This window comes from Pseudoxanthomonas japonensis (assembly GCF_043632995.1).
In the GTDB taxonomy this organism is placed as follows: domain Bacteria; phylum Pseudomonadota; class Gammaproteobacteria; order Xanthomonadales; family Xanthomonadaceae; genus Pseudoxanthomonas_A; species Pseudoxanthomonas_A japonensis.
In genome coordinates, this window is record NZ_CP171632.1 from 1,198,352 (window position 1) to 1,224,312 (window position 25,961).

General features: G+C 68.5%; 23 protein-coding genes. 13 read left to right on the forward strand and 10 right to left on the reverse strand.

Annotated features, from left to right (window positions below; translation table 11 throughout):
* Positions 1 to 11: 11 nt before the first annotated feature.
* The 5 genes from ACGHX3_RS05450 to ACGHX3_RS05470 all read right to left on the reverse strand — a co-directional run bounded on the left by ACGHX3_RS05450 (position 12) and on the right by ACGHX3_RS05470 (position 6,030).
* The gene (locus ACGHX3_RS05450) at positions 12 to 1,721 is read right to left on the reverse strand and encodes a CHASE2 domain-containing protein (RefSeq protein ID WP_394696662.1); all 1,710 of its coding nucleotides are present in this window, start codon (positions 1,719 to 1,721) and stop codon (positions 12 to 14) included.
* Positions 1,718 to 3,367: a FecR domain-containing protein gene (locus tag ACGHX3_RS05455; protein WP_394696663.1), complete on the reverse strand. Its 1,650-nt coding sequence runs from the start codon at positions 3,365 to 3,367 to the stop codon at positions 1,718 to 1,720. Before ACGHX3_RS05455 ends, ACGHX3_RS05450 begins: the two co-directional genes overlap by 4 nt.
* Before the next feature lie 122 nt (positions 3,368 to 3,489).
* Complete coding sequence (locus ACGHX3_RS05460) at positions 3,490 to 4,539, reverse strand: serine hydrolase domain-containing protein (protein ID WP_394696664.1); 1,050 nt, start codon at positions 4,537 to 4,539, stop codon at positions 3,490 to 3,492.
* A 39-nt stretch (positions 4,540 to 4,578) separates the two neighbouring features.
* Positions 4,579 to 5,355: a queuosine precursor transporter gene (locus tag ACGHX3_RS05465; RefSeq protein WP_394696665.1), complete on the reverse strand. Its 777-nt coding sequence runs from the start codon at positions 5,353 to 5,355 to the stop codon at positions 4,579 to 4,581.
* 3 nt (positions 5,356 to 5,358) lie between these two features.
* Positions 5,359 to 6,030, reverse strand: a complete 672-nt coding sequence (locus ACGHX3_RS05470) for a DUF502 domain-containing protein (RefSeq protein WP_162337565.1) — start codon at positions 6,028 to 6,030, stop codon at positions 5,359 to 5,361.
* A 72-nt stretch (positions 6,031 to 6,102) separates the two neighbouring features.
* On the opposite strand from ACGHX3_RS05470, the gene ACGHX3_RS05475 reads away from it, so the two are divergent.
* The gene (locus ACGHX3_RS05475) at positions 6,103 to 7,446 is read left to right on the forward strand and encodes a hypothetical protein (RefSeq protein ID WP_394696666.1); all 1,344 of its coding nucleotides are present in this window, start codon (positions 6,103 to 6,105) and stop codon (positions 7,444 to 7,446) included.
* Here the strand turns inward: ACGHX3_RS05475 and ACGHX3_RS05480 are convergent, their stop codons facing one another.
* The gene (locus ACGHX3_RS05480) at positions 7,447 to 7,908 is read right to left on the reverse strand and encodes a DUF4442 domain-containing protein (RefSeq protein WP_213600752.1); all 462 of its coding nucleotides are present in this window, start codon (positions 7,906 to 7,908) and stop codon (positions 7,447 to 7,449) included.
* A 43-nt stretch (positions 7,909 to 7,951) separates the two neighbouring features.
* Positions 7,952 to 8,806, reverse strand: a complete 855-nt coding sequence (gene trxA / locus ACGHX3_RS05485; RefSeq protein WP_394696667.1) for a thioredoxin — start codon at positions 8,804 to 8,806, stop codon at positions 7,952 to 7,954.
* Between the two features lie 139 nt (positions 8,807 to 8,945).
* Here trxA and ACGHX3_RS05490 point away from each other — a divergent pair, with 139 nt between their 5' ends.
* The 3 genes from ACGHX3_RS05490 to ACGHX3_RS05500 are packed head-to-tail and all read left to right on the forward strand — an operon-like array spanning position 8,946 to position 10,374.
* Entirely contained in the window at positions 8,946 to 9,575 is a 630-nt protein-coding gene (locus ACGHX3_RS05490; protein WP_394696668.1) for a hypothetical protein, read from the forward strand.
* Positions 9,572 to 9,787, forward strand: a complete 216-nt coding sequence (locus ACGHX3_RS05495; protein ID WP_313928199.1) for a helix-turn-helix transcriptional regulator — start codon at positions 9,572 to 9,574, stop codon at positions 9,785 to 9,787. Before ACGHX3_RS05490 ends, ACGHX3_RS05495 begins: the two co-directional genes overlap by 4 nt.
* Positions 9,784 to 10,374 carry a DUF998 domain-containing protein gene (locus tag ACGHX3_RS05500; protein WP_213600748.1) on the forward strand — a complete coding sequence of 197 codons (591 nt, stop codon included), beginning with the start codon at positions 9,784 to 9,786 and terminating at the stop codon, positions 10,372 to 10,374. Before ACGHX3_RS05495 ends, ACGHX3_RS05500 begins: the two co-directional genes overlap by 4 nt.
* 135 nt (positions 10,375 to 10,509) lie before the next feature.
* Here ACGHX3_RS05500 and ACGHX3_RS05505 read toward each other — a convergent pair whose 3' ends face one another.
* On the reverse strand, positions 10,510 to 11,826 hold the full coding sequence (locus ACGHX3_RS05505; protein ID WP_394696669.1) for an amidohydrolase family protein: 1,317 nt from the start codon (positions 11,824 to 11,826) through the stop codon (positions 10,510 to 10,512).
* 106 nt (positions 11,827 to 11,932) lie between these two features.
* Between ACGHX3_RS05505 and leuS the strand changes: the two genes are divergently transcribed.
* From leuS to rlmH, 6 genes are all read left to right on the forward strand, one after another.
* Positions 11,933 to 14,566, forward strand: coding sequence for a leucine--tRNA ligase (gene leuS / locus ACGHX3_RS05510; RefSeq protein WP_394696670.1), 2,634 nt, complete (start codon positions 11,933 to 11,935; stop codon positions 14,564 to 14,566).
* Between the two features lie 84 nt (positions 14,567 to 14,650).
* Entirely contained in the window at positions 14,651 to 15,199 is a 549-nt protein-coding gene (lptE, locus tag ACGHX3_RS05515) for an LPS assembly lipoprotein LptE (protein ID WP_313928194.1), read from the forward strand.
* Positions 15,199 to 16,233 (forward strand): DNA polymerase III subunit delta, encoded by a 1,035-nt coding sequence (holA, locus tag ACGHX3_RS05520; protein ID WP_394696671.1) that lies wholly within the window; start codon positions 15,199 to 15,201, stop codon positions 16,231 to 16,233. The genes lptE and holA overlap by 1 nt, the downstream gene beginning before the upstream one ends.
* Positions 16,234 to 16,240: 7 nt before the next feature.
* Positions 16,241 to 16,918 carry a nicotinate-nucleotide adenylyltransferase gene (nadD, locus tag ACGHX3_RS05525; RefSeq protein WP_394696672.1) on the forward strand — a complete coding sequence of 226 codons (678 nt, stop codon included), beginning with the start codon at positions 16,241 to 16,243 and terminating at the stop codon, positions 16,916 to 16,918.
* A 31-nt stretch (positions 16,919 to 16,949) separates the two neighbouring features.
* A complete protein-coding gene (rsfS, locus tag ACGHX3_RS05530; RefSeq protein WP_055935896.1) occupies positions 16,950 to 17,366 on the forward strand; it encodes a ribosome silencing factor in 417 nt (138 codons plus the stop codon).
* Between the two features lie 85 nt (positions 17,367 to 17,451).
* A complete protein-coding gene (gene rlmH, locus ACGHX3_RS05535; RefSeq protein WP_162337577.1) occupies positions 17,452 to 17,922 on the forward strand; it encodes a 23S rRNA (pseudouridine(1915)-N(3))-methyltransferase RlmH in 471 nt (156 codons plus the stop codon).
* A 190-nt stretch (positions 17,923 to 18,112) separates the two neighbouring features.
* Here the strand turns inward: rlmH and ACGHX3_RS05540 are convergent, their stop codons facing one another.
* Both ACGHX3_RS05540 and ACGHX3_RS05545 read right to left on the reverse strand, forming a co-directional pair.
* Positions 18,113 to 18,784 (reverse strand): energy transducer TonB, encoded by a 672-nt coding sequence (locus ACGHX3_RS05540; protein ID WP_394696673.1) that lies wholly within the window; start codon positions 18,782 to 18,784, stop codon positions 18,113 to 18,115.
* A 210-nt stretch (positions 18,785 to 18,994) separates the two neighbouring features.
* On the reverse strand, positions 18,995 to 19,738 hold the full coding sequence (locus ACGHX3_RS05545) for an SIMPL domain-containing protein (RefSeq protein ID WP_394696674.1): 744 nt from the start codon (positions 19,736 to 19,738) through the stop codon (positions 18,995 to 18,997).
* A gap of 158 nt (positions 19,739 to 19,896) precedes the next feature.
* Between ACGHX3_RS05545 and ACGHX3_RS05550 the strand changes: the two genes are divergently transcribed.
* The 3 genes from ACGHX3_RS05550 (at position 19,897) to ACGHX3_RS05560 (ending at position 25,944) form a co-directional block, all read left to right on the forward strand.
* Positions 19,897 to 20,493 carry a Maf family protein gene (locus ACGHX3_RS05550; protein ID WP_394696675.1) on the forward strand — a complete coding sequence of 199 codons (597 nt, stop codon included), beginning with the start codon at positions 19,897 to 19,899 and terminating at the stop codon, positions 20,491 to 20,493.
* 12 nt (positions 20,494 to 20,505) lie between these two features.
* Positions 20,506 to 21,993, forward strand: a complete 1,488-nt coding sequence (gene rng / locus ACGHX3_RS05555) for a ribonuclease G (protein ID WP_394696676.1) — start codon at positions 20,506 to 20,508, stop codon at positions 21,991 to 21,993.
* A gap of 114 nt (positions 21,994 to 22,107) precedes the next feature.
* Positions 22,108 to 25,944 carry a YhdP family protein gene (locus ACGHX3_RS05560; protein WP_394696677.1) on the forward strand — a complete coding sequence of 1,279 codons (3,837 nt, stop codon included), beginning with the start codon at positions 22,108 to 22,110 and terminating at the stop codon, positions 25,942 to 25,944.
* Positions 25,945 to 25,961 lie beyond the last annotated feature (17 nt).

The following is a 25,961-nucleotide window of genomic DNA, read 5'->3' on the forward strand; positions in this document are numbered from 1 at the left end:
GACTGCGTGCGTCAGGTGCTCTGGACGGGCGAGCCGACCGGCTCGTGTTCGCCGGTGTGGCTGAAGCTGCGGTTGCGGCCGGCCTGCTTGGCGCGGTAGAGCGCGGCATCGGCACGGTCGAAGACGTCTTCCGGTCCGGCGTCGTCGCCGCTCACGTAGGTGTGGATGCCGACACTGGCCGTGAACGGGGGCGGTGCGCCGGCGTTCGCGCCGTGCGGCTTGCGCCCGTGGTTGGCGAGGTCCACGTGGATGGTGGTCGCGATGGTCGCGGCCGCCTGCGCCGAGGTTTCCGGGAGCAGGACGGCGAATTCGTCGCCGCCCAGGCGGGCGACCAGGTCGCGCGGGCGCCGCGCGCGGCTGCGCAGGATGCGGCCCAGCGCTTTCAGCGCGCCATCGCCCGCGGCATGGCCCTGGGTATCGTTGAGCTGTTTGAAATGGTCGATGTCCATCACCAGCAGCGACAGCGGTTGGCCGGTGCGGCGTGCGATACGCAATTCGTGGTCCAGTGCGTGGTCGAAGCGGTTGCGGTTGGCCAGTCCGGTGAGCGCGTCCGACTGTGCCTGGTGGTGGGTGCGTCGAAGCAGCCGGTACACCCACAGCGATGCGCCGAGCGCGAGCACCAGCAAGGCCGGCACCGGCGAGAACCATGCATGCCCGTAACGCAGCAACAGTACCGAGAGCACCAGCGTGCCGACCATCGTCAGCACCGTCGGGCGCCAGATGCGGCGCAGGCCAGGCAGCAGCGACAGCAGCAGCGGGAGTGCCGCGAGCAGCGCGGCGAGCACGGCCTGCCAGCCTTCGGACATCGGCGTGATGGCGGCGCGCTTCAGCAGCATGTTGAGCAGGTTGGCCTGGTAGTCGGTGCCGCTCATGCTGGCGGTCGGGGATTGCCCCGGGGCGCGCGCCAGTGGTCCCATGCCGGTGGCGCTGACGCCCACGATGATCCAGTTGCCCCGCAGCAGCGATGCGGGAATGCGCTGGTTGAGGACGTCGGTGTACGACACGTGGCGGAAGGCGTTGGGCGGCGAGGCGAACGGCACCAGCACCTCGTAGTCGCGCACCCATTCGTAGGGGGAGGCCGTTTCCAGGCCGGTGGCCGCCAGGCGGCGGCCCGGCAGGTGCCCGCCGGCACCCGCGGGTTGGTCCAGTTGCAGCAGCGCCAGCGCCAGTGCCGGCCAGTGCGGCGAGCCGAGGCCGGCACGCAGGTAGGCGCTGCGCGCCACGCCATCGTCGTCCAGCGCCATTTCGGCATGGCCCAGCGAGGCGGCCGACGCGGCGAACTCGGGGATGGGCATCAGTTCCACGGTTGAACTGTTGAGCTGGACGGGTTCCGCCAGCACCGGCAGCACGACCCGGCCGCTGCGGCTGATCGCGCGCGCCAGCAGCGCATCCCCTTCCGGATCGAACAGCGCGGGCTCCGACAGCAGGACGTTGAACGCGATGCCTTTCACTTCGGTCAGGCGCAGCCGGTCCACCAGTTGCGCATGCGTGCGGCGCGACCATGGCCAGCGGCCGAGTTCGGCCAGGCTCTTCTGGTCGACGTCGATCACCACGATGCCGGGATCCGGATCCGGCGACGCGCCCAGCACCAGCCGGTCGTAGATCCAGGCGTCGAGTGGGGCCGTCAGGCCCGACAGCGTCACCAGGATCGCGAGTGCGGCCGCGCCCACCGCCGTCAGCAGGCGGGGTTTCCACTTCGGCTTTTGCGCGGCTGTGCTCACAGGGCCAGCAGTATGAGCAATGCGCCGGCCCCGGCGCCAATCCGGCACCAGCGACAGGGGATCTCGATCACCTGCGGGGCCGGGAAAGATCCTTCGAAGTCATCCAGGTCGATGGTCTGGGCGCGCAGGTACCAGGTGCCGGCGCGCAACCGGGGCAGGGTGATCTGGGCATCGTCGACCACTTCATCGACCTGCGGCGCACTGAAATCGGGCGTACGCGACATCTGGAAGCGATAGCGCTGGCCGGGCTGACCCGCCGGCCAACGGAACGTCACGTCACGGGTGCTGCCCGAGGTGGCGGCCGAACCGTCGATCTCGGTGACTTCCGCCAGCGGGCGCACGGTGAACGCCACGCGGTCGCCGAACGGGCCGGCCTTGCCGGCGGCGTCCACGCTGCGGATGCGCCAGTGGTAGTCGCCCGGGGGCAATGGTTCGTGCAGGCGGGCGGTGGTCGCGCCGTCGACGCGTGCCTGGGCGATGGTGCCTACGGCGTCTGCCGTCACTTCGTATTCGTACGCCGCCGCGCCGGGCGCCTGCGTCCAGTTCAGCGCGACCTCGGGCGTGCGCACGACGCTCGTGGCTGCGGGCGCGATGGAATACGGCGGCGCGGGCTGGTCGTCGATCCGGAGCTCGGTGACGGCGTCGCGTCCCTCGAGTCCGCTGGCGGCGATCGCGCGAACGCGCACGAAGTACTGGCCGGCTTCCAGCGCAGGCAGGACATAGCGTGGGGCGTCGCTCTCCGCGTCCACGCGCAGGCTGTCGAAGGCGCTTCGCGCGCTCACCTGGATGCGGTACCGGGCCGCACCTTCCACCGCGGGCCAGGCCAGGTCGGGAGTGGCGGTCTGCGACAGCGCCGCGATGCGCGACAGGTCGGGCGCGGGCAGCAGCCGGACGGGCGAGACGGCCGACTGTCCTGCCGCCACCACCGCGCCGAACCCGGGCCGCAGCAGCGCGCCGCGCTGGCGGGCTGCGTTCACCGCCACGCGGCCTTCCAGTACTTCGGTCTGCGAGTGGGCCTCGCCCGCTTCGACGCGGAACCTGGTCCCGCGGACCGCGGACGATGCGGTGGGTGTGTCGACGATGAAATTGGCGGCCGGTCCGTTCAGGCGGCGCACGTCGTTGCCGATCCTGCCGCGCTGCAGGCGCAGGCGGGTATCGGCCATGCCGGAACGGCCGAAACGGGTCAACCGGTCGAGCAGGAGTTCGCTGTCGCCGAGCAACAGCAGTCGCGAGCCATCGGCGAACTGCAGGCTGAGCGAGGCCTCCGGCGAGGTCTTCAGGCGCGCGCCGCTGGACAGCGACATGCCCGGGGTCACCGGCGCATCGCGGCCCGTGGCGGAACGTGCGGTGGCGTCACCCTGGAGGGCGATGACCCTGGCGCTGGCGGGCTGGCGGTCCAGCCACTGCAGCGGAATGCGCAGGCTGCTGCCGGGCGGAAGCTGGTAGGGATTGGCGATGCCGTTGTGCTCCTGCAGCCGCTGCCAGGGAATCGACGGCTTGAGGTAGGTGCCGGTCACGTCCCACAGGGTGTCGCCGGGACGCACGCGGTAGACCCATTCCTGCGCCTGGGCCGACCACGAGGCCAGCCACAGCAGCACCAGGCCCCATCCCAGCCATCCTCTTCCCTGGAGTGCCCGCCTTTGCATCACCAGCTCCCGCCTCGCCCGTCAGAAATGTTGAACTGGTCACAATTATAAGCGGGTCTGATGACATTCCTGTCCGGTGGCGGGCCGATTTTCCGTCACCTCACATTGGGCCGTAGGCGTGCTTACGGTCGGGCGTCCCATAGTCCGGCGATGCGCCGCGCGAGGGCATACGGCTCCGGCGCATCGCGGTTGCTGAGCACGATCACGGTCACCCGCTGGGCCGGGAACCGCAGCAGCACGTTGCGGAAACCGATGCTCTCGCCGGAGTGCCACTGCATGCCGCCCTGCAGGCGCCAGCCGAAGCCGTAATGCGCAACGTCCGGCTCGGGCGTCGCCGTGGCGGGCGCGAAGGCCAGCGCGCGCGAGGTTGCCGACAGCAGGCGGTCGTCGTACAGCGCCGCATCCCAGCGCGCCAGGTCCTCGAGCGAGGAATAGATGCCACCGTCGCCGAGCACCGCGCTGGTCGTGCTCTGGTCGGTGCGCTGCCAGTGGCCTTCGACCCGGCTGTAACCGTAGGCGCGATCCGTCACCGCCGGACCGTCGTCTTCACGCGCACGCGTCGCGGTCATGCCCAGCGGGGCGAAGATCCGGTCCTGCAGGAACGTCGCGTAGCGCTGACCGGAGGCGCGTTCCACCACCAGCGCCAGCAGCGCATAGCCGCTGTTGCTGTAGCGGTAGTCACTGCCGGCGGGGAAATACAGGCGATCTTCGTGTTCGAGCAGTCGCAGGACGTCGGCGTCGTGCACTTGTCGCGTCTGCTCCGCCGGCACCAGGTCTTCGTAGTCGACCAGGCCCGACGTGTGGCTGAGCAGGTGGCGCAGCGTGATGCCATCCGCGGCGGCCGGCAACGAAGGCAGCCAGCGCTTCACCGGGTCGTCGACCGACAGCGCGCCATCTTCCGCGAGCAGCAACACGCTGGCGGCGGTGAACTGCTTGCTGACCGATGCCAGCCGATAGTTGGTCGTCGACGATGCGACGACGCCGGCCTCGAGATTGGCCAAGCCGTAGCTGCGCTGGAACACCGGCGCGCCATCCCTCAGCACCAGCACCGAGGCGCCGGGCACGCGACCGGTGTAGTCGCGCATCCACGCATCGATGATGGACTCGCGCGTCGCGGCGCTTGCGTCGCCTGTCGTCATCAGCAGGACTCCCAGTAGCCAGATCGCTTTCATCGTGGTCTCCCGATGCCGGTGCCAGCCTGACGCAGCGCGTCAGTCGATCGCAGCCTCGGCGCGCAGTTGCCGTTCCCGTTCGTCGCCCAGGTAGCGGCGAATCCCATGGCGCATCAGGTACAGCAGCGGGATCAGCGCGACCGCGGCCAGCATCTTGTAGGCGTAGTTGACCGTGCTGACCGCCAGGAACAGCGAGGTCGGCCACTTCTGCGGGCCGAGCACGAACGCGATGTAGATCACCACGAAGCTGTCCACCAGTTGCGAGATCGCCGTCGAGCCGGTCGCCCGCAGCCACACCCAGCGTTCGCCGGTGGCGTTGCGGATGCGGTGGAACACCGACACGTCGATCAGCTGGCCGACGAGGAACGCCACCACGGAACCGGCAATGGTCCACATGCCCTGGCCGAAGATCGCGGCGAACGCTTTCTGGTAGTCCGGCACACCCTGCGCCTGTGCCGCTTCCACCCACCAGCCGGCCGGTGCCAGCGCGATGGCGGCGAACGCGAACAGGAAGCCGTAGACGATCAGCGCGACCGCCAGCCACGAAATGAAACGCACGCCGCGCTTGCCGAAGAACTCGTTGATGGTGTCGGTCAGGACGAAGACGAACGGCCACAGCAGCGTGCCGGCGGTGAAGCTGAGTGAGCCGGTCTGGCCGAACAGGTTCCATTCCAGCGGCGCGATGCCGAGCGTGTCTTCCAGCGCGAAGATCTTGACGCCGATGAACTCGGCCAGCACCGCGTTGGCGCAGAACACCGCCGCCAGCACGATGAAGAGGCGCACCGCGCGGTCGTCCAGCGTGCGCGGCGCGTCCATCGGTCAGCGATCTCCCGCGCGGGTAAAGGGCATCGTCTCCGGCGCGACGGCACCGCCGGAAATGATGAAGCTCATCGCCTGGTCCACGGTCCAGTCGGTGGGCGTGAGCAGTTCGACGGGGACGATTTCCAGATAGCCCGAAGTCGGATTCGGCGTGGTGGGCACGTAGACCGCGGCCAGTTCGCGCCCGCTGCCTTCCTCGCGGATCACCCGCGTCACCAAGCCGACCGATTTCATGTCCCGGTGCGGGAAGTCGATCAGCACCACGCGCTGCGTGCTGCCCGGTTTGGTTTCCAGCATGTCCAGCAGTTTGCGCGCGCTGGTGTAGATGACGTTCGCCAGCGGCACGCGCGCGATCAGCGTTTCGAACCAGCGCAGCAGCCGCTGGCCGACCACGCGTCGCGTCAGCGCGCCGACGGCGACGATGACGAACAGCGTGGCGACCATGGCGATGGTGTTCTGCACCCACAGGCCGTTGAACCAGCCCAGCGACTGCGGGAATGTCGCCGCGATCTGGTGCGACAGCGGTTCCACCCATGGCTTGCTGATGTCGGACAGCAGTACGAAGACGAACTTGATGACGACCCAGGTCAGCCAGATCGGCAGCAGGGTCAGCAGGCCGGTGATGAAGAGTTTCTGCACCGAGGGACGGTGCGCGGGATGGTCGGGGGGCATGGCGACATTGTAGGCCGCCGCGCAGCCCCGGCTATATAGTCGTCGGCAGGACGCTGTTGCAGGGGGAATGGAATGGGTGGTTTCTTCAGGTGGTCCGGGTTGGTCGTGTTCGGCACGGTGGTGATCGCGGTGTCCCTGTACACCGTCAGCCGGCTGATGCCGATCCCGGCGGAGGATGCCGAGGCGCTTGCGCTGATCGAGGCGCCCCGGCCGATGGAGGGCCGCAACGGGTTTGCGGCGCTGTGGTCGTTGCGACACGACGTTCCGGTGGCGGAGGCCGAGCGCTTGCTGGCCGAAGACATCATTCGCTTCCAGGCGTCGCCCCCGTGGACCGTCGACCGTGGGGTGCCCCCGTCGCCCTATCGTTCTGTGTTGGAGTCCTACCCGCTGCTCGATGCGGAGGCCGACAGCGACATACTGTGCCGCCTCGGTGAGGGCGGTTGCCTGCGGCATGTCCGCGAGCGGTTGGATACCCTCGCGCCCATCATGGCCTCCCACGTTGCGCTTGAAGAGCGCGTCGCTGCGCTGGATGCGTACGACTACTTCCGCAGTCCGTTCCCGGCAAGGCCGGATACGCCACTGCCGGCGTACCAGCCCCTGCTATCGGTGCAGACATCGTATGCCTACGCATTCGCGCGGGGCGATCACGAGGCGGGCCTGCGCGGCGTCTGCCGAAGCGGATCGATCGCGCGCAAGCTGGTGGCCAGCGGCGACAACCTAATCGGCGGCGTGATCGGAACATCGCTGATTGACGCATCGCTGCGGCTGTTCGTGGAAATGCTGGCGGAACTCCCTGCCGATCACCCGCTGCCGGAGGCGTGCGAGGACGCCTTCAGGCCGGATGGTGCGATGGCAGCGGGCATCTGTCCCACCATGACTGGCGAGGGAAAGTACATCGACGGAGGCTTGCGTGCACAGAACGGGGCCGAACAGCCGTGGCATCGCAGGTTCATGACGGGCCTCTTCCTCGACCAGCGCAAGACGATGGCGAAGGGAGCGCGTCGTCATGCATGGTTCTGCGGCGCGCAGGCGGATGTGCTCATCCGGGCGGATACGCCGCTCGGCAAGCATGCACCATTGTCAGGAGGATGGACGTTCTCGTGCGTTGCGAATGCAGCCGGCTGCATGCTTGAGAACATCGCCGCGCCGTCGCTGGCGGGCTATGCGGAACGGTTCCAGGACGCGGAGGCGAAGCTGCGTGCCGTCGCGGCCTGGCGGGCGCTGCGCGAGCACGGCGCCGATGCGCGTCCGCTGGCGGAGCGTCTCGACGAGTGGCAACGCGCGCATCCGGGTGGCCGCAGGATCCGGGTCGGCGGGAGTTCCTATGTTTTGGTGATCGACCTGTTCAACGGTAGGCAGAGCCGCGTGTTCTCGCTGCTCCTGCCTGCCGACGGGACAGCAGTACCGGCCCCGTGATCAGCGCGGCCGGCGCGCTTCCGGCTTCAGCCGAACGTAGATCTGCTTGCGCACGCGGGCGACCACTTCGTTCTGGGCGTTGAACACGTCGGCAGGCAGCCAGCGCAGGTGCTTCTCGCCGTTGGCGGCGTCGGCGCGGATCTCCTCCAGCACGCGCTCGTCCAGGCGGAATTCCGCATGCAGCGTGCCCTTGCCGGGCTTCACGAACTCGATCTCGGCGGCCTTGTCCCAGACGTAGTACTCGCCGCCCAGGCGCTCCTTGGCGAGGATCATCCAGAACGGGTCGGTCATGGCGAACAGGCTGCCGCCGAAATGGGTGCCGACGTAGTTGCGGTTCCAGGGACGCATGCGCAGCTCGACGCGCGCGAAGCTCCAGTCGGCGGCCATCTCGGTGACGTGGATGCCGCTGAGCAGGAAGGGCGGCCACACGTTGAAGATGTGCCGCAGGGTGCCGGGTTTCATGCAGGACTGCTTCGTTCGGAGGTGACGGACGGGTATTCGACGATCAGAACAGCAGGGAGGACATCTTCCTGCGGTACTGGCTCACCAGGGCCTCATCCTCGATCACCCGGAAGGCATCGATCAGGCTCTTGCGCGCCAGGCCGTCCTCGAACGTGCGGTCGCGCTTGAGTATCTCGAGGAACTGTTCCAGCGCGGCCTCGGAATCGCCGGCGACCAGTGCATGCACGCCCAGCAGGTGGCGGGCGTGCAGGTCGTCCGCGTTCGCGGCGATGGCGGCGCGCAGGGCGTCCGACGCCGGCGCGTCCTTGAGGGCGGCCGCGAAGCCCAGGCGCGCGCGTGCCTTGACCGCGCGGTCGTCGGTGGCGAGGTTGGCGGGCAGGGCATCGAGCAGGCGCTCGGCCTCGGCGGCCTCACCGGTCTTCAGCAGGGCAAGGACCAGGTCGAGTTTCAGTTCGTCCTTGTCCGGTTCGGCGGCAACGGCCTCGCGCAGGGCGGCGACCTGCTGCTGGGGATCCAGCGGAATTTCTTCGGCCTGCGCCTCTGCCGCTTCCGCCGGCTGCACGCCGTGCGACGCGAGGAACTCGCGCAGCTGGCCTTCCGGCAATGCGCCGGGGAAGCCGTCGACGATCTGTCCGTCCTTGACCAGAAAGACGGTGGGGACCGAACGGATCTGGAAGGCGGCGGCGATCTGCTGTTCCTTGTCCACGTCGACCTTGGCCAGCAGGAACGCGCCGTTGTAGTCGCCGGCCAGCTTCTCGAGGATCGGTCCCAGCGTCTTGCACGGTCCGCACCAGGTCGCCCAGAAGTCGACCAGTACCGGCACCTCCAGCGACTTGCGCAGGACCTCGGCTTCGAAGGTCTCGGTGGTGGCATCGAACACGTGGGGCAGATCGCTCATCGGGTCACTCTTGGCGGTGGGGCGTGGCGGTCAGATGGTGCCGGGGGCGGCAGGATACAAGGAAATGTAAAAAGCGTTTGACATCGGATCGCCAGAATGTAATGTATGTATTACATATTGTCTGGCAGGAGTTACGTCAATGCGGTTGCAGCACGTGAAATGGTGGCTCCTGCTGGTCGGCGCGATGCTGGCGTTCTGGGCACTGCTGGCCGGACCGGACGTCCTGTTCGGGGTGGACCTCGGCAAGTGGGGTACGGCCCTGCTGGTGACGGTGGCCTGGGTATCGATGTTCGCGGTCTCGCAGGCGCCGCCCGGCGAGGCGGAGCACGGCCTGTCGCCGGGCGAGTGGAAGGCGTGGGTCGGCGTGGCCTTCATGCTCGCGGCGACCGGGTACTTCCTGGCCAAGGCGCATGTCTTCGCCGAGGGCCCCGTCGCAGACAACTATGGCGCCCGTGCGGTGGGGCGCAACCTGGTGTTGCTGCTGGTCGCCTGGAGCGTGCTTCTCGGTGTGCTGGGCGCGCGCTGGAAGGGACGCGTGCAGGAGGACGAGCGTGACCGCGAGATCGAGAAGCAGGCTGCGGGCTGGGGACGTGGCGGGCTGATGTTCGTCGTGATCGGACTGGCGGTGATGCTGGCGTTCTCGCCGGCCGACCGGCTCGCATGGGCCACCCATCTCATGATCGCCAACCTGCTGGTGTTCGCGCTGATGTGGGGTTGGCTGTGCGAGTACGCGGCGACGGCGGTGATGTATTGGCGCGATCGCCAATGACCGGCACCCCGATCGCCAACGACATCCGTCGCCTGCGTTTCGAGCGCGGCGAGATGACCCAGCAGGCGTTGGCCGATGCCTGCGGCGTCACGCGGCAGACCATCATTGCGCTGGAGGCGGGCCGCTATGCGCCATCGCTGGAGCTGGCGTTCCGCATCGCGCGGGCGTTCGGCGTGGGAATCGATGCGGTGTTCCGTTGGGAGGGCGAATGAGCGGTGCAGTCAGGTGGAGCGGGTTGGCAGCGGCGATCGTGTTCGTTGCGGCATTGCTCGGTTTCGGCCTCGCGCTGCCGGGTTACTCGCAGATCGCGCATCCGGTGGCCGTCCTCGGAGCGATGGGCGTGCCGCATGCGCTCGGCTTCAATCTGCTGGGCTTCGTCCTTCCCGGCGCACTGGCGGCAACGGCGGCGATGGGGTTGCGGCGTCGCCTGCCAGACGATGCGGGTTGGCGGCTCCGCGTCGGTGCGCAGTTGGTCCTGCTGTCCGCGCTGGGGTTCGCCGCGATGGGATTGCTGCCGCTGGATCCCGAAGACCTGGACAACCCGGCCAGCAGCCTGCATGCCACGGCATGGATGCTGTGGTGGGTCGCGTTCGTGCCGGGCGCGCTGCTGGTCGCGCTGGGTCTGAGGGGGCGACCGGCGTGGCGATCGCTCACATGGGCCAGTGCCGTGGCGGCCGTGCTGGTGCTGTTTGTCGCGCTGCTGGCGGTGGAACTGATGCCGGCGGGTGTCGCGCAGCGGTTCGGCTACGCAGCGTGGCTCGGCTGGCTGTGCATCGCTTCACGCAATCCGCGTGCGTAGAGCAGAGCTTGCTCCGCTGCGCGTGCATACGTAAACGCCGACGAGCTCAGGGAACCGCCGAGCAAGCCCGGCGCTACGGTCGGAAGGCGCGCGCCATTCGCTGCGCGGGCGCGCTGCGGCGCGTTCGTCATCGCGTCATTGGGCGGGCGTGTCGAGGCGCGGGGTCCGATACACCGTGCCGTCCTTCATCACGAAGTCGACCTTCAGCACCGCGTTGATGTCCGCCACCGGATCGCCCGGGACCGCCACGATATCCGCACGCTTGCCGACCTCGATCACGCCCTGGTCGTCCACCCCGAGCACTTCGGCGGCGCGGATGGTCGCGGCCTGCAGCGCGATATTGGCGGGAATGCCGGCTTCGACCATGTAGAGGAACTCGCGGGCATTGTCGCCGTGCGGACCCACGCCCATGTCGGTGCCGAAGGCGATCTTCACGCCGTTGCGGTACGCCTTGCCGGCGGTCTCCTGGATCAGCGCACCGATGCGCTGGGCCTTCGGGCGCACGACCGGCGGGAAGTAGCCGTCGATCTTGGCTTTTTCGGCCACGAAGCGGCCGGCGTAGATCGTCGGCACGTACCAGGTGCCATGCTGCTTCATCAGCCGCATGATTTCGTCGTCCATGTAGGTGCCGTGCTCGATGCTGGTGACGCCGCCGACGATGGCGCGGCGCATGCCTTCCTTGCCGTGCGCGTGCGCGGCCACACGGAAGCCGTAATCCCGCGCGGTGTCGACGACGGCCTTGACCTCGTCGACCACGAACTGCGGCGCATCGCCGGACTTGGCATAGCTCAGCACACCGCCGGTGGCCGTGATCTTGATGACGTCGCTGCCGTCCTTGTAGCGCTGGCGCACCGCCTGGCGGGCTTCTTCCGGCGAATTGATCACGCCATCGGTCGGACCCGGCGGGCCGAGCAGGTGCGACAGCCGGTCGTTGAAGCCGTTGGTGGGATCGGCATGACCGCCGGTGGTCGCGATCGACTTGCCGGCGGCGAAGATACGCGGCCCCTTCACCAGTCCCTGGCTGACCGCGTCGCGCAGGTGCGGCGCCACTTCGCCGCCCAGGTCGCGCACGCTGGTGAAGCCGGCCAGCAGCGTCTTTTCGGCATAGCCCACCGAGCGGAAGGCGTAGTCCACCGGATCCAGGCGGAAACCCTCCGAGTAGCTCTGTGGGCTGGACTCGCTGCCCAGGTGCACGTGCAGGTCGGTCCAGCCGGGCGTGCAGGTGTGGTCGGCCAGGACGATGGATTCGGCATCGGCCAGCTTGGCGCGGCCGGGAATGACCTCGGCGATCCTGCCGTCCCGCACCAGCACGGTGTGCTCGCCGAGCACCTTGCCGCTGCGGGCGTCGAACAGCCGGTCGCAGTGCACGGCGAGGGTCGACGGCGCGGCGGTCTGAGCGGCAGCGGGCAGGCCCATGGAGGCCAGGGCGAGGGCGAGCAAGGTCTTGGTCATGTGGAATCCCCGGTTTCGACCCGTCCATGCTACCCGTTGGCGTGGCGGGCCATGGTGCGCTGCGGTACCCTTGGCCGCTTTGCCGTCGCCGTTGCCGCACACCGCCATGTCCATTGCCGCCGAACCCGCTTCCTACGATCCGAAAACCGTCGAATCCCAGGCCCAGTCCTTCTGGGAGGCCCGGCGCGCCTTCGAGGTCGATGAGCAGTCGGACAAGCCCAAGTACTACTGCCTGTCGATGCTGCCGTATCCGTCCGGCGCGCTGCACATGGGCCACGTGCGCAACTACACCATCGGCGACGTGATCAGCCGCTACAAGCGCATGACCGGCCACAACGTGCTGCAGCCGATGGGCTGGGACGCCTTCGGCCTGCCGGCCGAGAACGCCGCGATCAAGAACAGGACCGCGCCGGCCAAGTGGACCTACGCCAACATCGAGCACATGCGCAGCCAGCTGAAGTCGCTGGGTTACGCGATCGACTGGTCGCGCGAGTTCGCCACCTGCCGCCCCGAGTACTACGTGCATGAGCAGCGCATGTTCACCCGCCTGCTGCGCAAGGGCCTGGCCTACCGCAAGAACTCGGTGGTGAACTGGGACCCGGTCGACCAGACCGTGCTGGCCAACGAGCAGGTCATCGACGGCCGCGGCTGGCGCAGCGGCGCGCTGGTCGAGAAGCGCGAGATCCCGCAGTGGTTTCTGCGCATCACCGATTACGCGCAGGAACTGCTGGACGGCCTGGACGACCTGCCGGGCTGGCCCGACGCGGTCAAGACCATGCAGCGCAACTGGATCGGCCGTTCGGAAGGCCTGGAAATCCAGTTCGCCGTCGACGGCCACGAGCCGCTGACGGTGTTCACCACGCGTCCCGACACGTTGATGGGTGTGACTTTCGTGTCGATCGCCGGCGAGCATCCGCTGGCGCTGAAGGCGGCAGCATCGAATCCGGCACTGGCCGCATTCCTTGAGGAGCTGAAGCACGGCGGCGTGTCCGAGGCGGAACTGGAAACGCAGGAAAAGCGCGGCATGGACACCGGCCTGCGCGCCATCCATCCGATCACCGGCGACAAGGTGCCGGTGTGGGTCGCCAACTTCGTGTTGATGGGCTACGGCACCGGCGCGGTGATGGCGGTGCCCGGCCACGACCAGCGCGATTTCGAGTTCGCCAGCAAGTACGCGCTGCCGATCCAGCAGGTCATCGCGCTGAAGGCGCCGAAGAACGACGACGAGAAGACCTACGACGCCGCCACGTGGCGTGACTGGTACGGAGACAAGACGCGCGATGACCTGGAACTGGTCAACTCGGGCGAGTTCGACGGACTGGACTACCGCGGCGCGTTCGAGGCGCTGGCCGAGCGCTTCGAGCGCAAGGGCCAGGGCCAGCGCCGGGTCAACTACCGCCTGCGCGACTGGGGCGTCAGCCGCCAGCGCTACTGGGGCTGCCCGATTCCGGTCATCTACTGCGAAAGCTGCGGCGCGGTACCGGTGCCGGATTCCGACCTGCCCGTCGTGCTGCCGGAGAACGTCACCCTGGACGGCGTGAAGTCGCCGATCAAGGCCGATCCCGAGTGGCGGAAGACGAAGTGCCCGCAGTGCGGCGCCGCCGCCGAGCGCGAGACCGACACGTTCGACACCTTCATGGAATCGAGCTGGTACTACGCGCGCTACACCTCGCCGGGCGCGAAGGACATGGTCGACAAGCGCGGCAACTACTGGCTGCCGGTCGACCAGTACATCGGCGGCATCGAGCACGCGATCCTGCACCTGATGTACTTCCGCTTCTACCACAAGCTGCTGCGCGACGCGCGCATGGTGGACAGCGACGAGCCGGCGACCAACCTGCTGACGCAGGGCATGGTGATCGCCGAGACGTTCTATCGCGACAACGCGGACGGTTCGAAGGACTGGATCAATCCGGTCGACGTCGAGATCCAGCGCGACGACAAGGCGCGCGTGGTTGGTGCGACGCTGAAGGCCGACGGGCAGCCGGTGAAGATCGGCCCGGTCGAGAAGATGTCGAAGTCGAAGAACAATGGCGTCGACCCGCAGTCGATGGTCGACAAGTTCGGCGCTGACACGGTGCGCCTGTTTTCGATGTTCGCTGCGCCGCCCGAGCAGTCGCTGGAATGGAACGAGGCCGGCGTCGAAGGCATGGCGCGTTTCCTGCGCCGCCTGTGGACGCAGGTGCAGAAGCACGTCGCCGACGGTGCCGTGCAGGCGCTGGACGTTGCGGCGCTGACGGCGGACCAGAAGGCCGTACGCCGCAAGACGCACGAGACCATCGACAAGGTCGGCAACGACTACGGCAAGCGCCACAGCTTCAACACCGCCATCGCGGCGGTGATGGAACTGTCCAACCTGCTGGGCAAGTTCGACGATGCGTCCCCGCAGGGCCGTGCCGTGCGGCAGGAAGCGCTGGAGGCGGCCGTGCTGCTGCTCAATCCCATCACGCCGCACGCCAGCCACGCGCTCTGGCAGGCGCTGGGCCATGAGGAAACGCTGATCGAGGACGTGGCCTTCCCGCAGGTGGACACCGATGCGCTGGTGCGCGATTCGGTGACGCTGGCGGTGCAGGTCAACGGCAAGCTGCGCGGCACCATCGAGGTGGCGGCGGATGCCGCGCGCGACCAGATGGAGGCGCTGGCCAAGGCCGAACCCAACACCGCCAAGTTCCTCGAGGGCCTGGCGATCCGCAAGGTCATCGTGGTGCCGGGCAAGATCGTCAACATCGTGGCGGGATGACGGAAGGCGTGGCCTTGCCCCGGTGTTCACCTCCGGTCGGGCTACGCTCTTGCCGCCCTTGACCGCCTCGTCCAGACTTCGCCCATGATCCGATTCCGCCTGCCCGTCCTCGTCCTCGCCTTGGCCCTGCTGGCCGGATGCGGGTTCCACCTGCGCAACAAGATCGCGCTGCCGGCCGACCTGGGCCCGGTCCGCGTGACGGCGTCGTCGACTTCCTACAGCGCGCTGGTCACCAGCCTGTCGCGTGGCCTGCAGGCCGCGGGTGCCACGCTGGCGGAGCAGATCGGCGACGAAGACAGCGCGGTCTCGTCAAACGCGCAGGTGGCCACGCTGCGCATCGTGTCCGAGCGCTGGGGTGACCTGCCGATCGCGGTGGACCAGTTCGGGCGGGCGCAGGAATTCAGCCTGCGCTACGCGGTGGTGTTCTCGTTCAAGAAGGCCGATGGCACCGATCTGGTACCGCAGCAGGTGGTCGAACTTTCTCGCGACTACGTGTCGCCGCCGCAGGACGCCACCGGCACCACCACCGAGCGGGAAGTGCTGGCCGACGAGCTGCGCCGCGAGATGGCCGCCTCGATCCTGCGCCGTATCGACGGTGTGGTGCGTTCGGGGCAGGTGAACGCGGCGCCCTGATGGAGCTCAAGCCGGAACAGCTGGCGGCGCGCGGCACGTCCGAGCCGTTGCTGCCGGTCTACCTGATCGCGGGGCCGGAGACGTTGCGCGTACTCGAGGCCGCGGACGCGGTGCGTGCCCAGGCGCGCGCGCAGGGCATCGGCGAGCGCGAAGTCTTCGATGCCGACGGACGCGATTTCGACTGGGGGCAGCTGGAAGCGAGCTTCAATGCACCCAGCCTGTTCAGCGCACAGCGACTGGTGGAAGTACGCCTGCCGGGTGGCAAGCCGGGCAAGGAGGGCGCGGAGGTGATCAGCGCGTTCTGCGCCAACCCGCCGCCCGACGTGGTGCTGCTGATCACGGCTGGCGAGTGGGGCAAGGCCTACCAGGGCAAGTGGAGTGACGCCATCACCCGGGTCGGCGTGCTGGCGGTGGCGTGGGCCATCAAGCCGCACGAACTGCCGGGCTGGATCGAGAGCCGGCTGCGCAGCAAGGGCCTGCGCGCCGATCGCGATGCGGTGCAACTGCTGGCGGACCGCGTCGAGGGCAATCTGCTCGCCGCGGCGCAGGAAATCGACAAGCTGGCGTTGCTCAGCGACGGCCAGGCGCTGGATGTCGCTCGCATGGAGTCGCTGGTCGCCAATGCGGCGCGCTACGACGTGTTCCGCCTGACAGACGCGGTATTGGCGGGGCAGGGAGCACAGGTGTCGCGCATTCTCGCCGGCCTGCGTGCCGAGGGCGATGTGGTCGCTGGCCTGATGCCGATGATCGTCAAGGAACTGCTGCGCACGGCGACGCTGGCGCGCGTGCAGGCCAACGGCGGCAATGTCGCGGCGGAAATGAAGTCGCAGGGCATCTGGGAAGCCAAGCAGGCGCCGTTCAAGCGCGCGCTGCAGCGTCACGCCGCGCCGGCGCGCTGGGACCGCTTCGTCGCCGAAGCATCGAAGATCGACCGCACCGCCAAGGGCCGGGGCGACGGTGATGCCTGGGTCGGACTGGAACGGCTGCTGCTGGCCATCGCAGACGCGAAGGCCGTGCGCCTGCTGGTCGCCTGACCGGGCGATGCTGCATCTCGTCTACGGCGGTACGTTCGACCCCGTCCACAATGGGCACCTGGCCATCGCGCGCGCTGCGCACGAGGCGTTCGGCGTTCCTGTCAGCCTGATGCCGGCAGCCGACCCACCGCACCGCGCAGTGCCAGGCGCCACGGCCGCGCAGCGTGCGCATCTGCTCGATATCGCGGTACGGAACGAGCCCGACCTTCGCGTGGACCGACGCGAGCTGGCGCGCGCCGCGCGCGATCCGACCGGTCGCTCGTACACGGTCGATACGCTGCGGGAACTGCGTGGAGAGCTCGGCGGAGCGGTCCCGATCGCCCTGCTGATCGGCGCCGACAGCCTGCTGGGCCTGCCGACCTGGCGGTCATGGGCGACCCTGTTCGACCAGGCGCACTTCATCGTCGCCGATCGGCCGGGCAGCGGCCTCGAGGACGGCCTCGCGCCCGACCTGAGCGCCAGGCTGGAGGGCCGCTGGACCGATCGGGCCGAAGACCTCCAACTGGCCCCCGCCGGCCGCGTATTCCGGTTGAACCAGCCCCTCCAGCCGGAGTCGGCCACCGAGATCCGTCGCCGCATCGCCGCCGGCGAGGCGTGGCGCCATCTGGTCCCTCGAGCGGTCGCGGACGCGATCGCCGACGAAAGGCTCTACGTCTCACGGGCCGCCGACGCCGGTCCGCTATAATCGCGGCCGAGTTCCAGGAGCCACCAAGCCTTTGTCCAGCCAAGCCCACGTCATCAAGACCCGTCTCCCCAGCCCGCCTCCGGCCCTGCCGGACCTGCTCGCCACCGTGCACGCCGCGGTGCAGGAGCTGAAAGCCAAGGACGTCGTCGAGATCGACGTGCGTGGCAAGTCCAGCGTCGCCGATTACCTGGTGATCGCCTCGGGCACCTCCACCCGCCACGTGAAGTCGATCGCCGACGAAGTGGTGAGGTTTGCGAAGAAGCTCGACGTGATGCCGTTGGGGGTGGAGGGCGAGCGCGAAGCCGAATGGGTACTGGTGGATCTGGGCGATGTCATCGTCCACGTCATGCTGCCGCGCGTACGCGAGTTCTATGCGCTGGAACGGCTGTGGACCGTCGGCGACCAGCCGCCGGAAGACGTCGAGACGGCCGACGAATCGCGCCTCTGACGCAGGCTTGTTGTTCGATGCGACGGCGCTCTCGTGGCGCCGTTGTCGTTTAGGGAGATTCGCCTGTGCCCGCTATCCTGCCGTCATGAAATGCCGGCTCATCGCCACCGGCGAGCGTGCGCCGACCTGGGTCGCGCAGGGCTTCGCCGAATACCAGAAGCGCCTGTCGCACTGGCTGCCGTTCGAACTGGTCGAGATCGAGCCGGGGCTGCGCGGAAAAGGGCGCGATCCGCAGCGGGCCATCGAGGATGAGGGGAAGCGGGTGCTGGCCGCGTTGCCGAAGAGCGCGCATATCGTCGCGCTGGAGGTCACAGGCAAGCCTTACTCGTCGGAACAGCTCTCGCAGCGGCTGGAGCACTGGCGCACGCTGGGTCGCGACATCGCGCTGCTGATCGGCGGGCCCGAGGGTCACGCGCCGGATGTGCTGGCTGCCTCACACGAGAAGTGGTCGCTCAGCCCGCTGACGCTGCCGCACATGCTGGTAAGGCTGGTGGTGGCCGAACAGGTCTATCGCGCCGCCGCGATGCTGGCGAACCATCCCTATCACCGCGCATGAGTCGCACGTCCTTTCGTAGGAGCGACGTGAGTCGAGACCGGATGGCGTGCACGCCAGAAATGACCACGGAGGAAGGTCAGCATCCGCCTTGAGGACTGCTGGCGCTCTCCGGTCGGCTGTCGCGACTCACGTCGCTCCCGCAGAAGAAAAGCCCGCCTTTCGGCGGGCTTCTGCTTTCACGCCGGGCGCATCACTGCATATTGAACGCAATCGGCACCAGACCATAGGCCTGCACCGCCTGCCCGTTCTGCATGGCGGGCTTGAAGCGCCAGGTCTTCAGCACATGCTGTAGGGCCGAGCGGTCCAGGTTGCGGTTGCCGCTGCTCGTCTCGATGGTCACGTCGAGGGGCTTGCCGTCGATGTCGACCAGCACGCGCAGCACCACCGTGCCTTCCACGCCATTCTTCAGCTCATTGAGCGGGTAACGCGGCGCCGTGGCACGGACATACTCCAGTGTGGCGGAGGGCAAGGGTCCTGTGCCCACGGCCGTGCCGCCGACCTCGCTGCTGTCGATGGCGGGGATGTCGATGAAGCGCTCGCTACCCGGCGCCACGAAAACCGGAACATCGACCGTCTGCGTCGCAGTAGGAGTCACGGCAGGCGTCGGTGTGGTCGGGCGCGGCTCTTCCCGCTTGACGATGGTCTGCTGTTCCTCGATCGGCACGACGATCGGGATGGGATCCTCCTTCTGGATCCAGCGCACCTCAGGCTTGGGCTTGGCCGCAGGCGCGATCGTCGGCGCCGCCATTGGAATCAGTAGCATGAGCAGCGCGGCGGCGTGAAGGGCAATGGCGGCCGCGATGGCGGCGATGCGGCCGATGTCGATGCGGGTATCGGAACCGTGGGGTAGTGCGCGAACCATGATCCACCTCCTTGAGGGCTGTGAACGGAACAACGCTCGGCCGCGGGGAGTGGGGTTGCAACGTCCCGGCGCCGCACGTCCAGACTGTACTCCGGTGTAGGGCGTCCGCAAGAGGGCGGGGCTTCGACCTTCGGCGTAGTCCGGGAATCCGGCCCTGGAACGAAAACGGCGCCCCGCAGGGCGCCGTCGTCGTGAACATGTGGTGCGGGCTCACTTGCCCAGTTCGAACACCACGTCCAGGTTGATCGAGACCGTGGTTTCGCCCGGCGAGACCGGCGGGGCGCCCGAGGCGTCACGGGCTTCCATCTTGGCCATCGCCATCATCGGCATCGGGCGGAAGCCGCCGTTGCCCTCGGAGATGCTCACGATGCGGCGCACCTTCAGGCCCAGCGACTTGGCGTAGGTCTCGGCGCGGGCCTGGGCCTTCTTCAGCGCGGTCAGGCGGGCTTCGTCGTAGACCGGTTCCGGGTTGTCGATCTCGAAGCTGGGGCCGTTGATCTGGTTGGCACCCACGCCGGCCAGCGCATCCAGCACCTTGCCGAGCTTGGCGATGTCGCGGACCTTGACGCTGACCGTGTTGTTGGCCTGGTAGCCGGTGATCTTCGGCGCTTCGTTCTCGGCGTAGCGGTACTGCGGATTGAGGCTGATCCCGCTGGTCTGCACGTCCTTGTCGGCGATGCCGGCGGCCTTGATGGCGGCCACGACCTTGGCCATCTGCTCGCTGTTCTGGCGCATCGCGGTGTTGCCGTCGACCGCCTGGGTGACGACGCCGGCCGAGATCGTGGCGATGTCCGGCACGCGCGAGGCTTCGGCCTGCGCCGATACGTTGAGCAGGGTGCCGTCGGCCGGGATGGCGTAGGCCGGAGCGGTCTGGGCGGAGGAAGTCATGGCGGCAGTGGTTCCGAGGGACAGGGTCAGGGCGAGCAGCAGGGGACGGATCAGGGGCAGGCGCATGGGATCTCCTTGTCGTATTGGGGGTGGCGCGGCACCCGGTCGTCGAGGCGAAAGGGTGTTCACGATGACATGAACGCGCTGTGATCTGGCGCAGGGTTAGAGGCCTCCGGCCAGTATCAGCGATCATTCAGTCAGGCGCCGCGGGTTATTCTTCCTCGATGCTCTATCTCGCCTCCCAGTCCCCGCGCCGTGCCGAACTGCTGACCCGCCTGGGGCTGTCCTTCGGGCGTATCGATCTCGACATCCCCGAGCAGCGGCAGCCGAACGAGCCGGCCACCGACTACGTCCGCCGCGTCGCCCGGGAGAAGGCAGAAGCCGGCCTGCTGAAGGTCGTCGCCACGCCAGGGGCGGTGGTGCTGGGCGCCGACACCGAAGTGATCCTGGGCGACGAGGTCTTCGGCAAGCCCGTGGATGCCGCCGATGCCGCGGCCATGCTGCGCCGCCTGTCCGGGCGCACGCACCAAGCCGTCTCCGCGGTCTCGGTGGTCAGTGCCTCGCGCGAAGCGCAGGCGCTGGTGGTCACGGAGGTCAGCTTCGCGGAACTCGGCGAGGATGAGATCGCCGCCTACGTCGCCAGCGGCGAGGCGATGGGCAAGGCGGGTGCCTATGGCATCCAGGGACGGGCCGAACAGTTCGTCACCCGGCTCGCCGGCAGCTATTCCGCAGTGATGGGCCTGCCGTTGCACGAGACCTCCAGGCTGCTGCGCGACTTCGGCATCCTTCCATCGGCATCCGCCGCCACCGCGTCAGCCTGAGGGAAGGACCCCATGTCGGAAGAAATCCTGGTCAATGTCACCCCGCGCGAAACCCGTGTCGCGGTGATCGAGAACGGCATGCTGCAGGAACTGCACATCGAACGCGGCTGGCGCCGCGGCGTGGTGGGCAACATCTACAAGGGCAAGGTGCAGCGGGTGATGCCCGGAATGCAGGCGGCGTTCGTCGAGGTCGGGCTGGACCGCGCCGCCTTCCTGCATGCCAACGACATCCTGCGCTCGTCGCCGGGCGCGGTGGTCGAGGGCGAAGAGGCGCCGCTGCCCACGCCGCCGGCTGCGCCGATCATGGACCTGCTGCGCGACGGGCAGGACATCGTGGTGCAGGTGGTGAAGGACCCGATCGGCAGCAAGGGCGCGCGCCTGACCACGCAGATCAGCATTCCGTCGCGCTACCTGGTGTTGTTGCCGCAGTCGAAGGTGATCGGCGTGTCGGCGCGCATTGAGGACGAGGCCGAGCGCCATCGCCTCAAGCAGGTCGTCACCGAACTGGCCGGACTGCATGGCGGCCACGGCTACATCATCCGCACCAATGCAGAAGGCCAGCCGGCCGAGGCGCTCGCCGAGGACATCGCCTACCTGTCGCGCGTGTGGAACGTGGTCGAGCGGCGAGGCCGCGAATCGCCTTCGTGCAGCATCCTGTACGAAGACCTGAGCCTGCCGCTGCGCGCCGTGCGCGACCTGATCCGCAAGGACGTGGAAAAGGTGAAGGTCGACTCCAAGGAAACCCACGAGCGCCTGCAGGCCTTCGTCGCCAAGTACATGCCGGTCCTGGCCGAACGCATCGAACTGTATTCGGGCGAGCGGCCGATCTTCGACCTGTACGGCGTCGAGGACGAGATCGGGCGCGCGTTGGACAAGCAGGTGCCGCTGAAATCCGGCGGCTATCTGGTGATCGACCAGACCGAGGCGATGACCACGGTCGACGTGAACACCGGTTCGTTCCTGGGGCAACGCAACCTCGAGGAAACCGTCTACCGCACCAACCTTGAAGCGGCGCAGGCGGTCGCTCGCCAGCTGCGGCTGCGCAACCTGGGCGGCATCATCATCATCGACTTCATCGACATGGACGATCCCGAGCATCGCCGCCAGGTGCTGCGCACGCTGGAGAAGTCGCTGGCGAAGGACCACGCCAAGACCACGGTGTACGAGTTCTCGCCGCTCGGCCTGGTGGAGATGACACGCAAGCGCACGGTGGAAAGCCTGGCCCGCCAGTTGTCCGAGCCGTGCCCGGAGTGCAGCGGCCGCGGCAGCATCAAGACCACCGAAACCGTCACCTACGAGATCTTCCGCGAGATCACCCGCGCCGTGCGCCAGTTCGAAGCCGCGCGCCTGCTGGTGATCGCCTCGCCCAAGGTCGTTGCCCGCATCACCGACGAAGAGTCGACCGCGGTGGCCGAACTGGAAGAATTCCTCGGCAAGTCGATCCGCTTCCAGGCGGACGAGCAGTACCTGCAGGAGCAGTTCGATGTCGTGCTGCTTTGAAGCCGGGAATGGGGAATCGGGAATGGGGAATCGTGCGAGCGGTAGCCCGATAGCCGGCGCGTTGCCCAGGAAGCGCCCATTCCCCATTCCCCGTTCCCCATTCCCGGCCCGCTGATGCCCACGCCGCTGCGCCGCCGCTTGCGCCTGGCTCGCCGGGGTGCCGTCTATGGCATCGCGGTGGTGCTGGTGTGCATGGCCGTGGTGCTCGGCATCGCCAGCCAGGTGCTGCCGCTGGCCGAACGGCACCCGGACCGCGTTGCGGCGTGGCTCAGCGAGCGTGCGGGGCGGCCGGTCGCCTTCGATGCGGTGAAGACGCAATGGACACGGCGCGGTCCGCTGCTGCAGCTCGATGGCCTGCGCCTGGGCGAGGGCGACAGCGGTGTGCGCATCGGCCAGGCCGAGGTGCTGGTGTCGATGTACGGTGGCCTGCTGCCGGGACGGTCCTTCACCGAGTTGCGGCTGCGCGGTCTGTCGCTGACGCTGCAGCGCGGCGACGACGGCAAATGGGCGGTGCGCGGACTGCCCGGGCAGCAGCAGTCCACGGAAGATCCGCTGCGGAGCCTGGAGGGCCTCGGCGAACTGCAGGTGATCGACGGCAAGCTGGCGATCGTCGCGCCGTCGCTTGGCTGGGATATCCGCCTGCCCGAGATCGACCTGCGCCTGCGCGTCGATGGCGACCGTGTCCGTGCGGGCACGCGTGCGTGGATCCGCAAGGACGCCGCGCCGTTGAACGTGGCGGTCGACTTCGACCGCAAGGCAGGCGATGGACGCGCCTACCTCGACGTATCCGCGGAAGACATCGGCGCCTGGTCGCCGCTGCTGCGCTACGCCGGCGTGGTCGCTGAAAGCGGCAACGGGCGCGTGCAGGCGTGGACGGAGTTGCGCAAGCACCGCGTAGTGCTGGTGACCGCGGACGCCCGCCTGCGCCAGGTAGGATTGCAGGGGGCGCCTCTGCCGGATTCCGCCACGCCTACGCGGATCGCGTTCGACCAGATCGAAGGCCGCCTGCGCTGGCGACTGGTATCGGGTGGCTGGCGGCTCGATGCGCCGCAGCTGCGTGTCGGCACGGCGCCGGCCGTGCAGACACTCGATGGCCTGGTGCTCGCGGGCGGCGAGCGTTACGCGCTGCTGGCCGACCAGGTGGATGCGGCGCCGCTGTTCTCGGTGCTCGGCCTGAGCGACAAGGTCGATGCCGGCCTGCGCCGCTGGCTGGTGCAGGCGCAGCCCGGTGCGCGGCTGGCACGCCTGACCCTGGCCGGCCGCAAGGACGGCGGGCTGCACGCAGAGGGGCAACTGCGCGACATCGCGTTCAAGGCGGTGGGCGATGCACCCGGACTCAGCGGCCTTGCCGGTGATTTCGATGGCGATGCGGATGGGTTCCGCCTGACGCTGGATCCCGCGTCCGACATGCGTTTCGACTGGCCCAGCGGATTCGCGGTGGTGCACGACGTGCGCCTGCAGGGCGACGTGCTCGGCTGGCGGGAGGGCGCCGGCTGGCGCGTGGGAACTTCCGCCCTGCACGTGCAGGGCAAGGACTATGCGGCCGACGTGCGCGGTGGCATGTGGTTCCAGGGCGACGGCACGCGGCCGTGGATCGATCTGGCGGCGGATCTCGCCGATGCGCCGGTGCCGGTGGCCAAGGGCTTCTGGATCCACCACAAGATGCCGAAGGCGGCGGTCGACTGGCTCAACGGCGCGCTGGTCGGCGGCACCGTGCGGAACGGACGCGCGATCGTCAGCGGCGATCTGGACGATTGGCCGTTCACCGACCGCAACGGCCGGTTCGAAGCCGTGGCGCACATCGAGCATGGACAGTTCAAGTTCCAGCCGGACTGGCCGCAGCTCGAGCAGGTGGATGCGGACATCGCCTTCATCGGCAACGGCTTTGAACTGAAAGGGCGCGGCGCGCTCGCAGGCGTCGCGATCCCCGCCTTCCAGGCCGGCATCGCGGATTTCGGCGACGGCGACCTGAAGATCGCCGCGCGCACCGACACCGATTCGGGCCGATTGCTCGCATTGCTGCGGCAGAGCCCGCTGCACAAGACCTATGGCGACACGCTGGATCACCTGCAGGCCAAGGGTCCGGTGACGGCGACGTTCGATCTGCTGCAGCCGCTGCATGCCGACGAGCAGGCGCGCAGGACGCTGGCCGGCACTGTGGACCTGAAAGGCACGCAGCTGTCCGAGACGCGCTGGGACCTGGTGTTCGACAATGTGCGCGGCAAGGCGAAGTACGACGACGGCGGCTTTGCGTCGGGCCCGTTGCAGGTCGTGCACGAGGGCCAGCCGGGCGTGCTGGGCCTGCGCGCCGGCAGCGGCACGCGCGACCGCACCCAGGCGTTCGAGGCCGATCTGTCCGCGATGGTGGACGCCGACCGCCTGCTCGATCGCGCTCCGGAAATGGCGTGGCTGAAGCCGTACATGGAGGGGCGGTCGTCGTGGACCGTGGGCGTGAGCATTCCGCGCACCGCGTCGGGCGCGCCCGAAGCCCCCACGCAACTGAGCCTGACGTCCGATCTGGTCGGCACGTCGATGAGCCTGCCGGCACCGATGCGCAAGGCGGCGCCGACGCCACTGGCGACCACGGTCCGCGCGCCATTGCCCATCGGCAGCGGCGAGATCGATGTGGCGTTCGGCAACCTGCTGGCGCTGCGTGCACGCAGCACCAACGGCCAGACCGGCGTGCGCGTGGTGCTGGGCAGCGACGCGGTGAAGGACGCGCCACCCTCGTCCGGCCTGGTCGCGACCGGCCGCACCGGCGCGCTGGATGCGATGGAGTGGATCACCGTCGCGCGTGGCGGCGGCGGGGAAGGCGACGGTCTGGCGTTGCGCCATATCGATGTCACTGCCGAGCGGCTGCTGATGATCGGTTCCGTGTTCCCGGACACGCGTTTGCAACTCGCGCCCGCACAGCAGGCGTTGGCGGTGTCGCTGGATGGCGACGCGCTGTCCGGTGCGCTGCTCGTTCCCGATGCGAAGGGCGCACCGATCGCCGGCAAGCTGGCGCGCGTGCACTGGCGCAAGGCGCCCGTGCAGGGTGCGCCGACCGCCGGACCTGGCGCGCGCAGCGCCACCGACGACATCGATCCGGCGGCGGTGCCGCCGCTGTCGCTGGACGTCGAGGACCTGCGATTCGGCGATGCGCGACTGGGTACGGCCAAGTTGCGCACGCGCCAACAGGCCGACGGCCTGCATGTGGACCAGCTGCAACTGCGCTCGCCCGGCCAGCAGATCGACGTGCATGGCCAGTGGACCGGCACCGGCACGGCGGCACGCACGCGGTTCGCTGCCGAGGTGAAGAGCGAGAACTTCGGCGTGCTGTTCGACGATCTGGGTCTTGGCGACCGCGTGGGTGGCGGACATGGCCAGATCACCGCGGATGCCGGTTGGCCCGGCAGCCCCGCCGCGTTCCGCCTCGCTGCACTCGACGGCAGCGTGAAGCTGGCCGTGCGCGATGGCCATCTGCTCGAGGTCGAACCGGGCGCCGGCCGCGTGCTCGGCCTGCTCAGCGTGGCCGAAGTGCGGCGCCGTCTGATGCTCGATTTCAGCGACTTCTTCTCCAAGGGATTCGCGTTCAACCGCATCGACGGCGACATCCGTGTCGGCGGCGGGCTGGCGCGCAGCGACAACCTGCTGATCGATGGCCCCGCAGCCGAGATCGCGATCCGCGGCGACACCGACCTGCGCAGCGAACGGTTCGACCAGACCGTCGACGTGAAGCCGAAATCCGCCAACGTGCTGACGGCGGTCGGCGCCGTGGCCGGCGGCCCCATTGGTGCCGCGGTCGGTGCGGTGGCCAATGCCGTCCTGAAGAAGCCGCTGGCCGAGATGGGCGCCAAGACCTACCGGGTCACCGGCCCGTGGAAGTCGCCCAAGGTCGAAGTGGTGGGCCGTGAGCAGTCGCGCACCCGCAACGACGACGACCGCACCGACCGCGCCGGCGCCCCCTGACACCGGCGAGCATGGCC

What these genes read in the sequence shown, in the direction of transcription:
- rlmH (WP_162337577.1), top strand. Translation starts at nt 17,452, where the DNA reads ATGAAATGCCGGCTCATCGCCACCGGCGAGCGTGCGCCGACCTGGGTC.
- ACGHX3_RS05490 (WP_394696668.1), top strand. Translation starts at nt 8,946, where the DNA reads ATGCGGTTGCAGCACGTGAAATGGTGGCTCCTGCTGGTCGGCGCGATG.
- ACGHX3_RS05545 (WP_394696674.1), bottom strand. Translation starts at nt 19,738, where the DNA reads ATGCGCCTGCCCCTGATCCGTCCCCTGCTGCTCGCCCTGACCCTGTCC.
- ACGHX3_RS05540 (WP_394696673.1), bottom strand. Translation starts at nt 18,784, where the DNA reads ATGGTTCGCGCACTACCCCACGGTTCCGATACCCGCATCGACATCGGC.
- ACGHX3_RS05480 (WP_213600752.1), bottom strand. Translation starts at nt 7,908, where the DNA reads ATGAAACCCGGCACCCTGCGGCACATCTTCAACGTGTGGCCGCCCTTC.
- lptE (WP_313928194.1), top strand. Translation starts at nt 14,651, where the DNA reads ATGATCCGATTCCGCCTGCCCGTCCTCGTCCTCGCCTTGGCCCTGCTG.
- ACGHX3_RS05460 (WP_394696664.1), bottom strand. Translation starts at nt 4,539, where the DNA reads ATGAAAGCGATCTGGCTACTGGGAGTCCTGCTGATGACGACAGGCGAC.
- nadD (WP_394696672.1), top strand. Translation starts at nt 16,241, where the DNA reads ATGCTGCATCTCGTCTACGGCGGTACGTTCGACCCCGTCCACAATGGG.
- ACGHX3_RS05470 (WP_162337565.1), bottom strand. Translation starts at nt 6,030, where the DNA reads ATGCCCCCCGACCATCCCGCGCACCGTCCCTCGGTGCAGAAACTCTTC.
- rng (WP_394696676.1), top strand. Translation starts at nt 20,506, where the DNA reads ATGTCGGAAGAAATCCTGGTCAATGTCACCCCGCGCGAAACCCGTGTC.
- ACGHX3_RS05500 (WP_213600748.1), top strand. Translation starts at nt 9,784, where the DNA reads ATGAGCGGTGCAGTCAGGTGGAGCGGGTTGGCAGCGGCGATCGTGTTC.
- holA (WP_394696671.1), top strand. Translation starts at nt 15,199, where the DNA reads ATGGAGCTCAAGCCGGAACAGCTGGCGGCGCGCGGCACGTCCGAGCCG.
- ACGHX3_RS05560 (WP_394696677.1), top strand. Translation starts at nt 22,108, where the DNA reads ATGCCCACGCCGCTGCGCCGCCGCTTGCGCCTGGCTCGCCGGGGTGCC.
- ACGHX3_RS05455 (WP_394696663.1), bottom strand. Translation starts at nt 3,367, where the DNA reads ATGCAAAGGCGGGCACTCCAGGGAAGAGGATGGCTGGGATGGGGCCTG.
- ACGHX3_RS05475 (WP_394696666.1), top strand. Translation starts at nt 6,103, where the DNA reads ATGGGTGGTTTCTTCAGGTGGTCCGGGTTGGTCGTGTTCGGCACGGTG.
- ACGHX3_RS05550 (WP_394696675.1), top strand. Translation starts at nt 19,897, where the DNA reads ATGCTCTATCTCGCCTCCCAGTCCCCGCGCCGTGCCGAACTGCTGACC.
- ACGHX3_RS05465 (WP_394696665.1), bottom strand. Translation starts at nt 5,355, where the DNA reads ATGGACGCGCCGCGCACGCTGGACGACCGCGCGGTGCGCCTCTTCATC.
- leuS (WP_394696670.1), top strand. Translation starts at nt 11,933, where the DNA reads ATGTCCATTGCCGCCGAACCCGCTTCCTACGATCCGAAAACCGTCGAA.
- ACGHX3_RS05505 (WP_394696669.1), bottom strand. Translation starts at nt 11,826, where the DNA reads ATGACCAAGACCTTGCTCGCCCTCGCCCTGGCCTCCATGGGCCTGCCC.
- trxA (WP_394696667.1), bottom strand. Translation starts at nt 8,806, where the DNA reads ATGAGCGATCTGCCCCACGTGTTCGATGCCACCACCGAGACCTTCGAA.
- ACGHX3_RS05495 (WP_313928199.1), top strand. Translation starts at nt 9,572, where the DNA reads ATGACCGGCACCCCGATCGCCAACGACATCCGTCGCCTGCGTTTCGAG.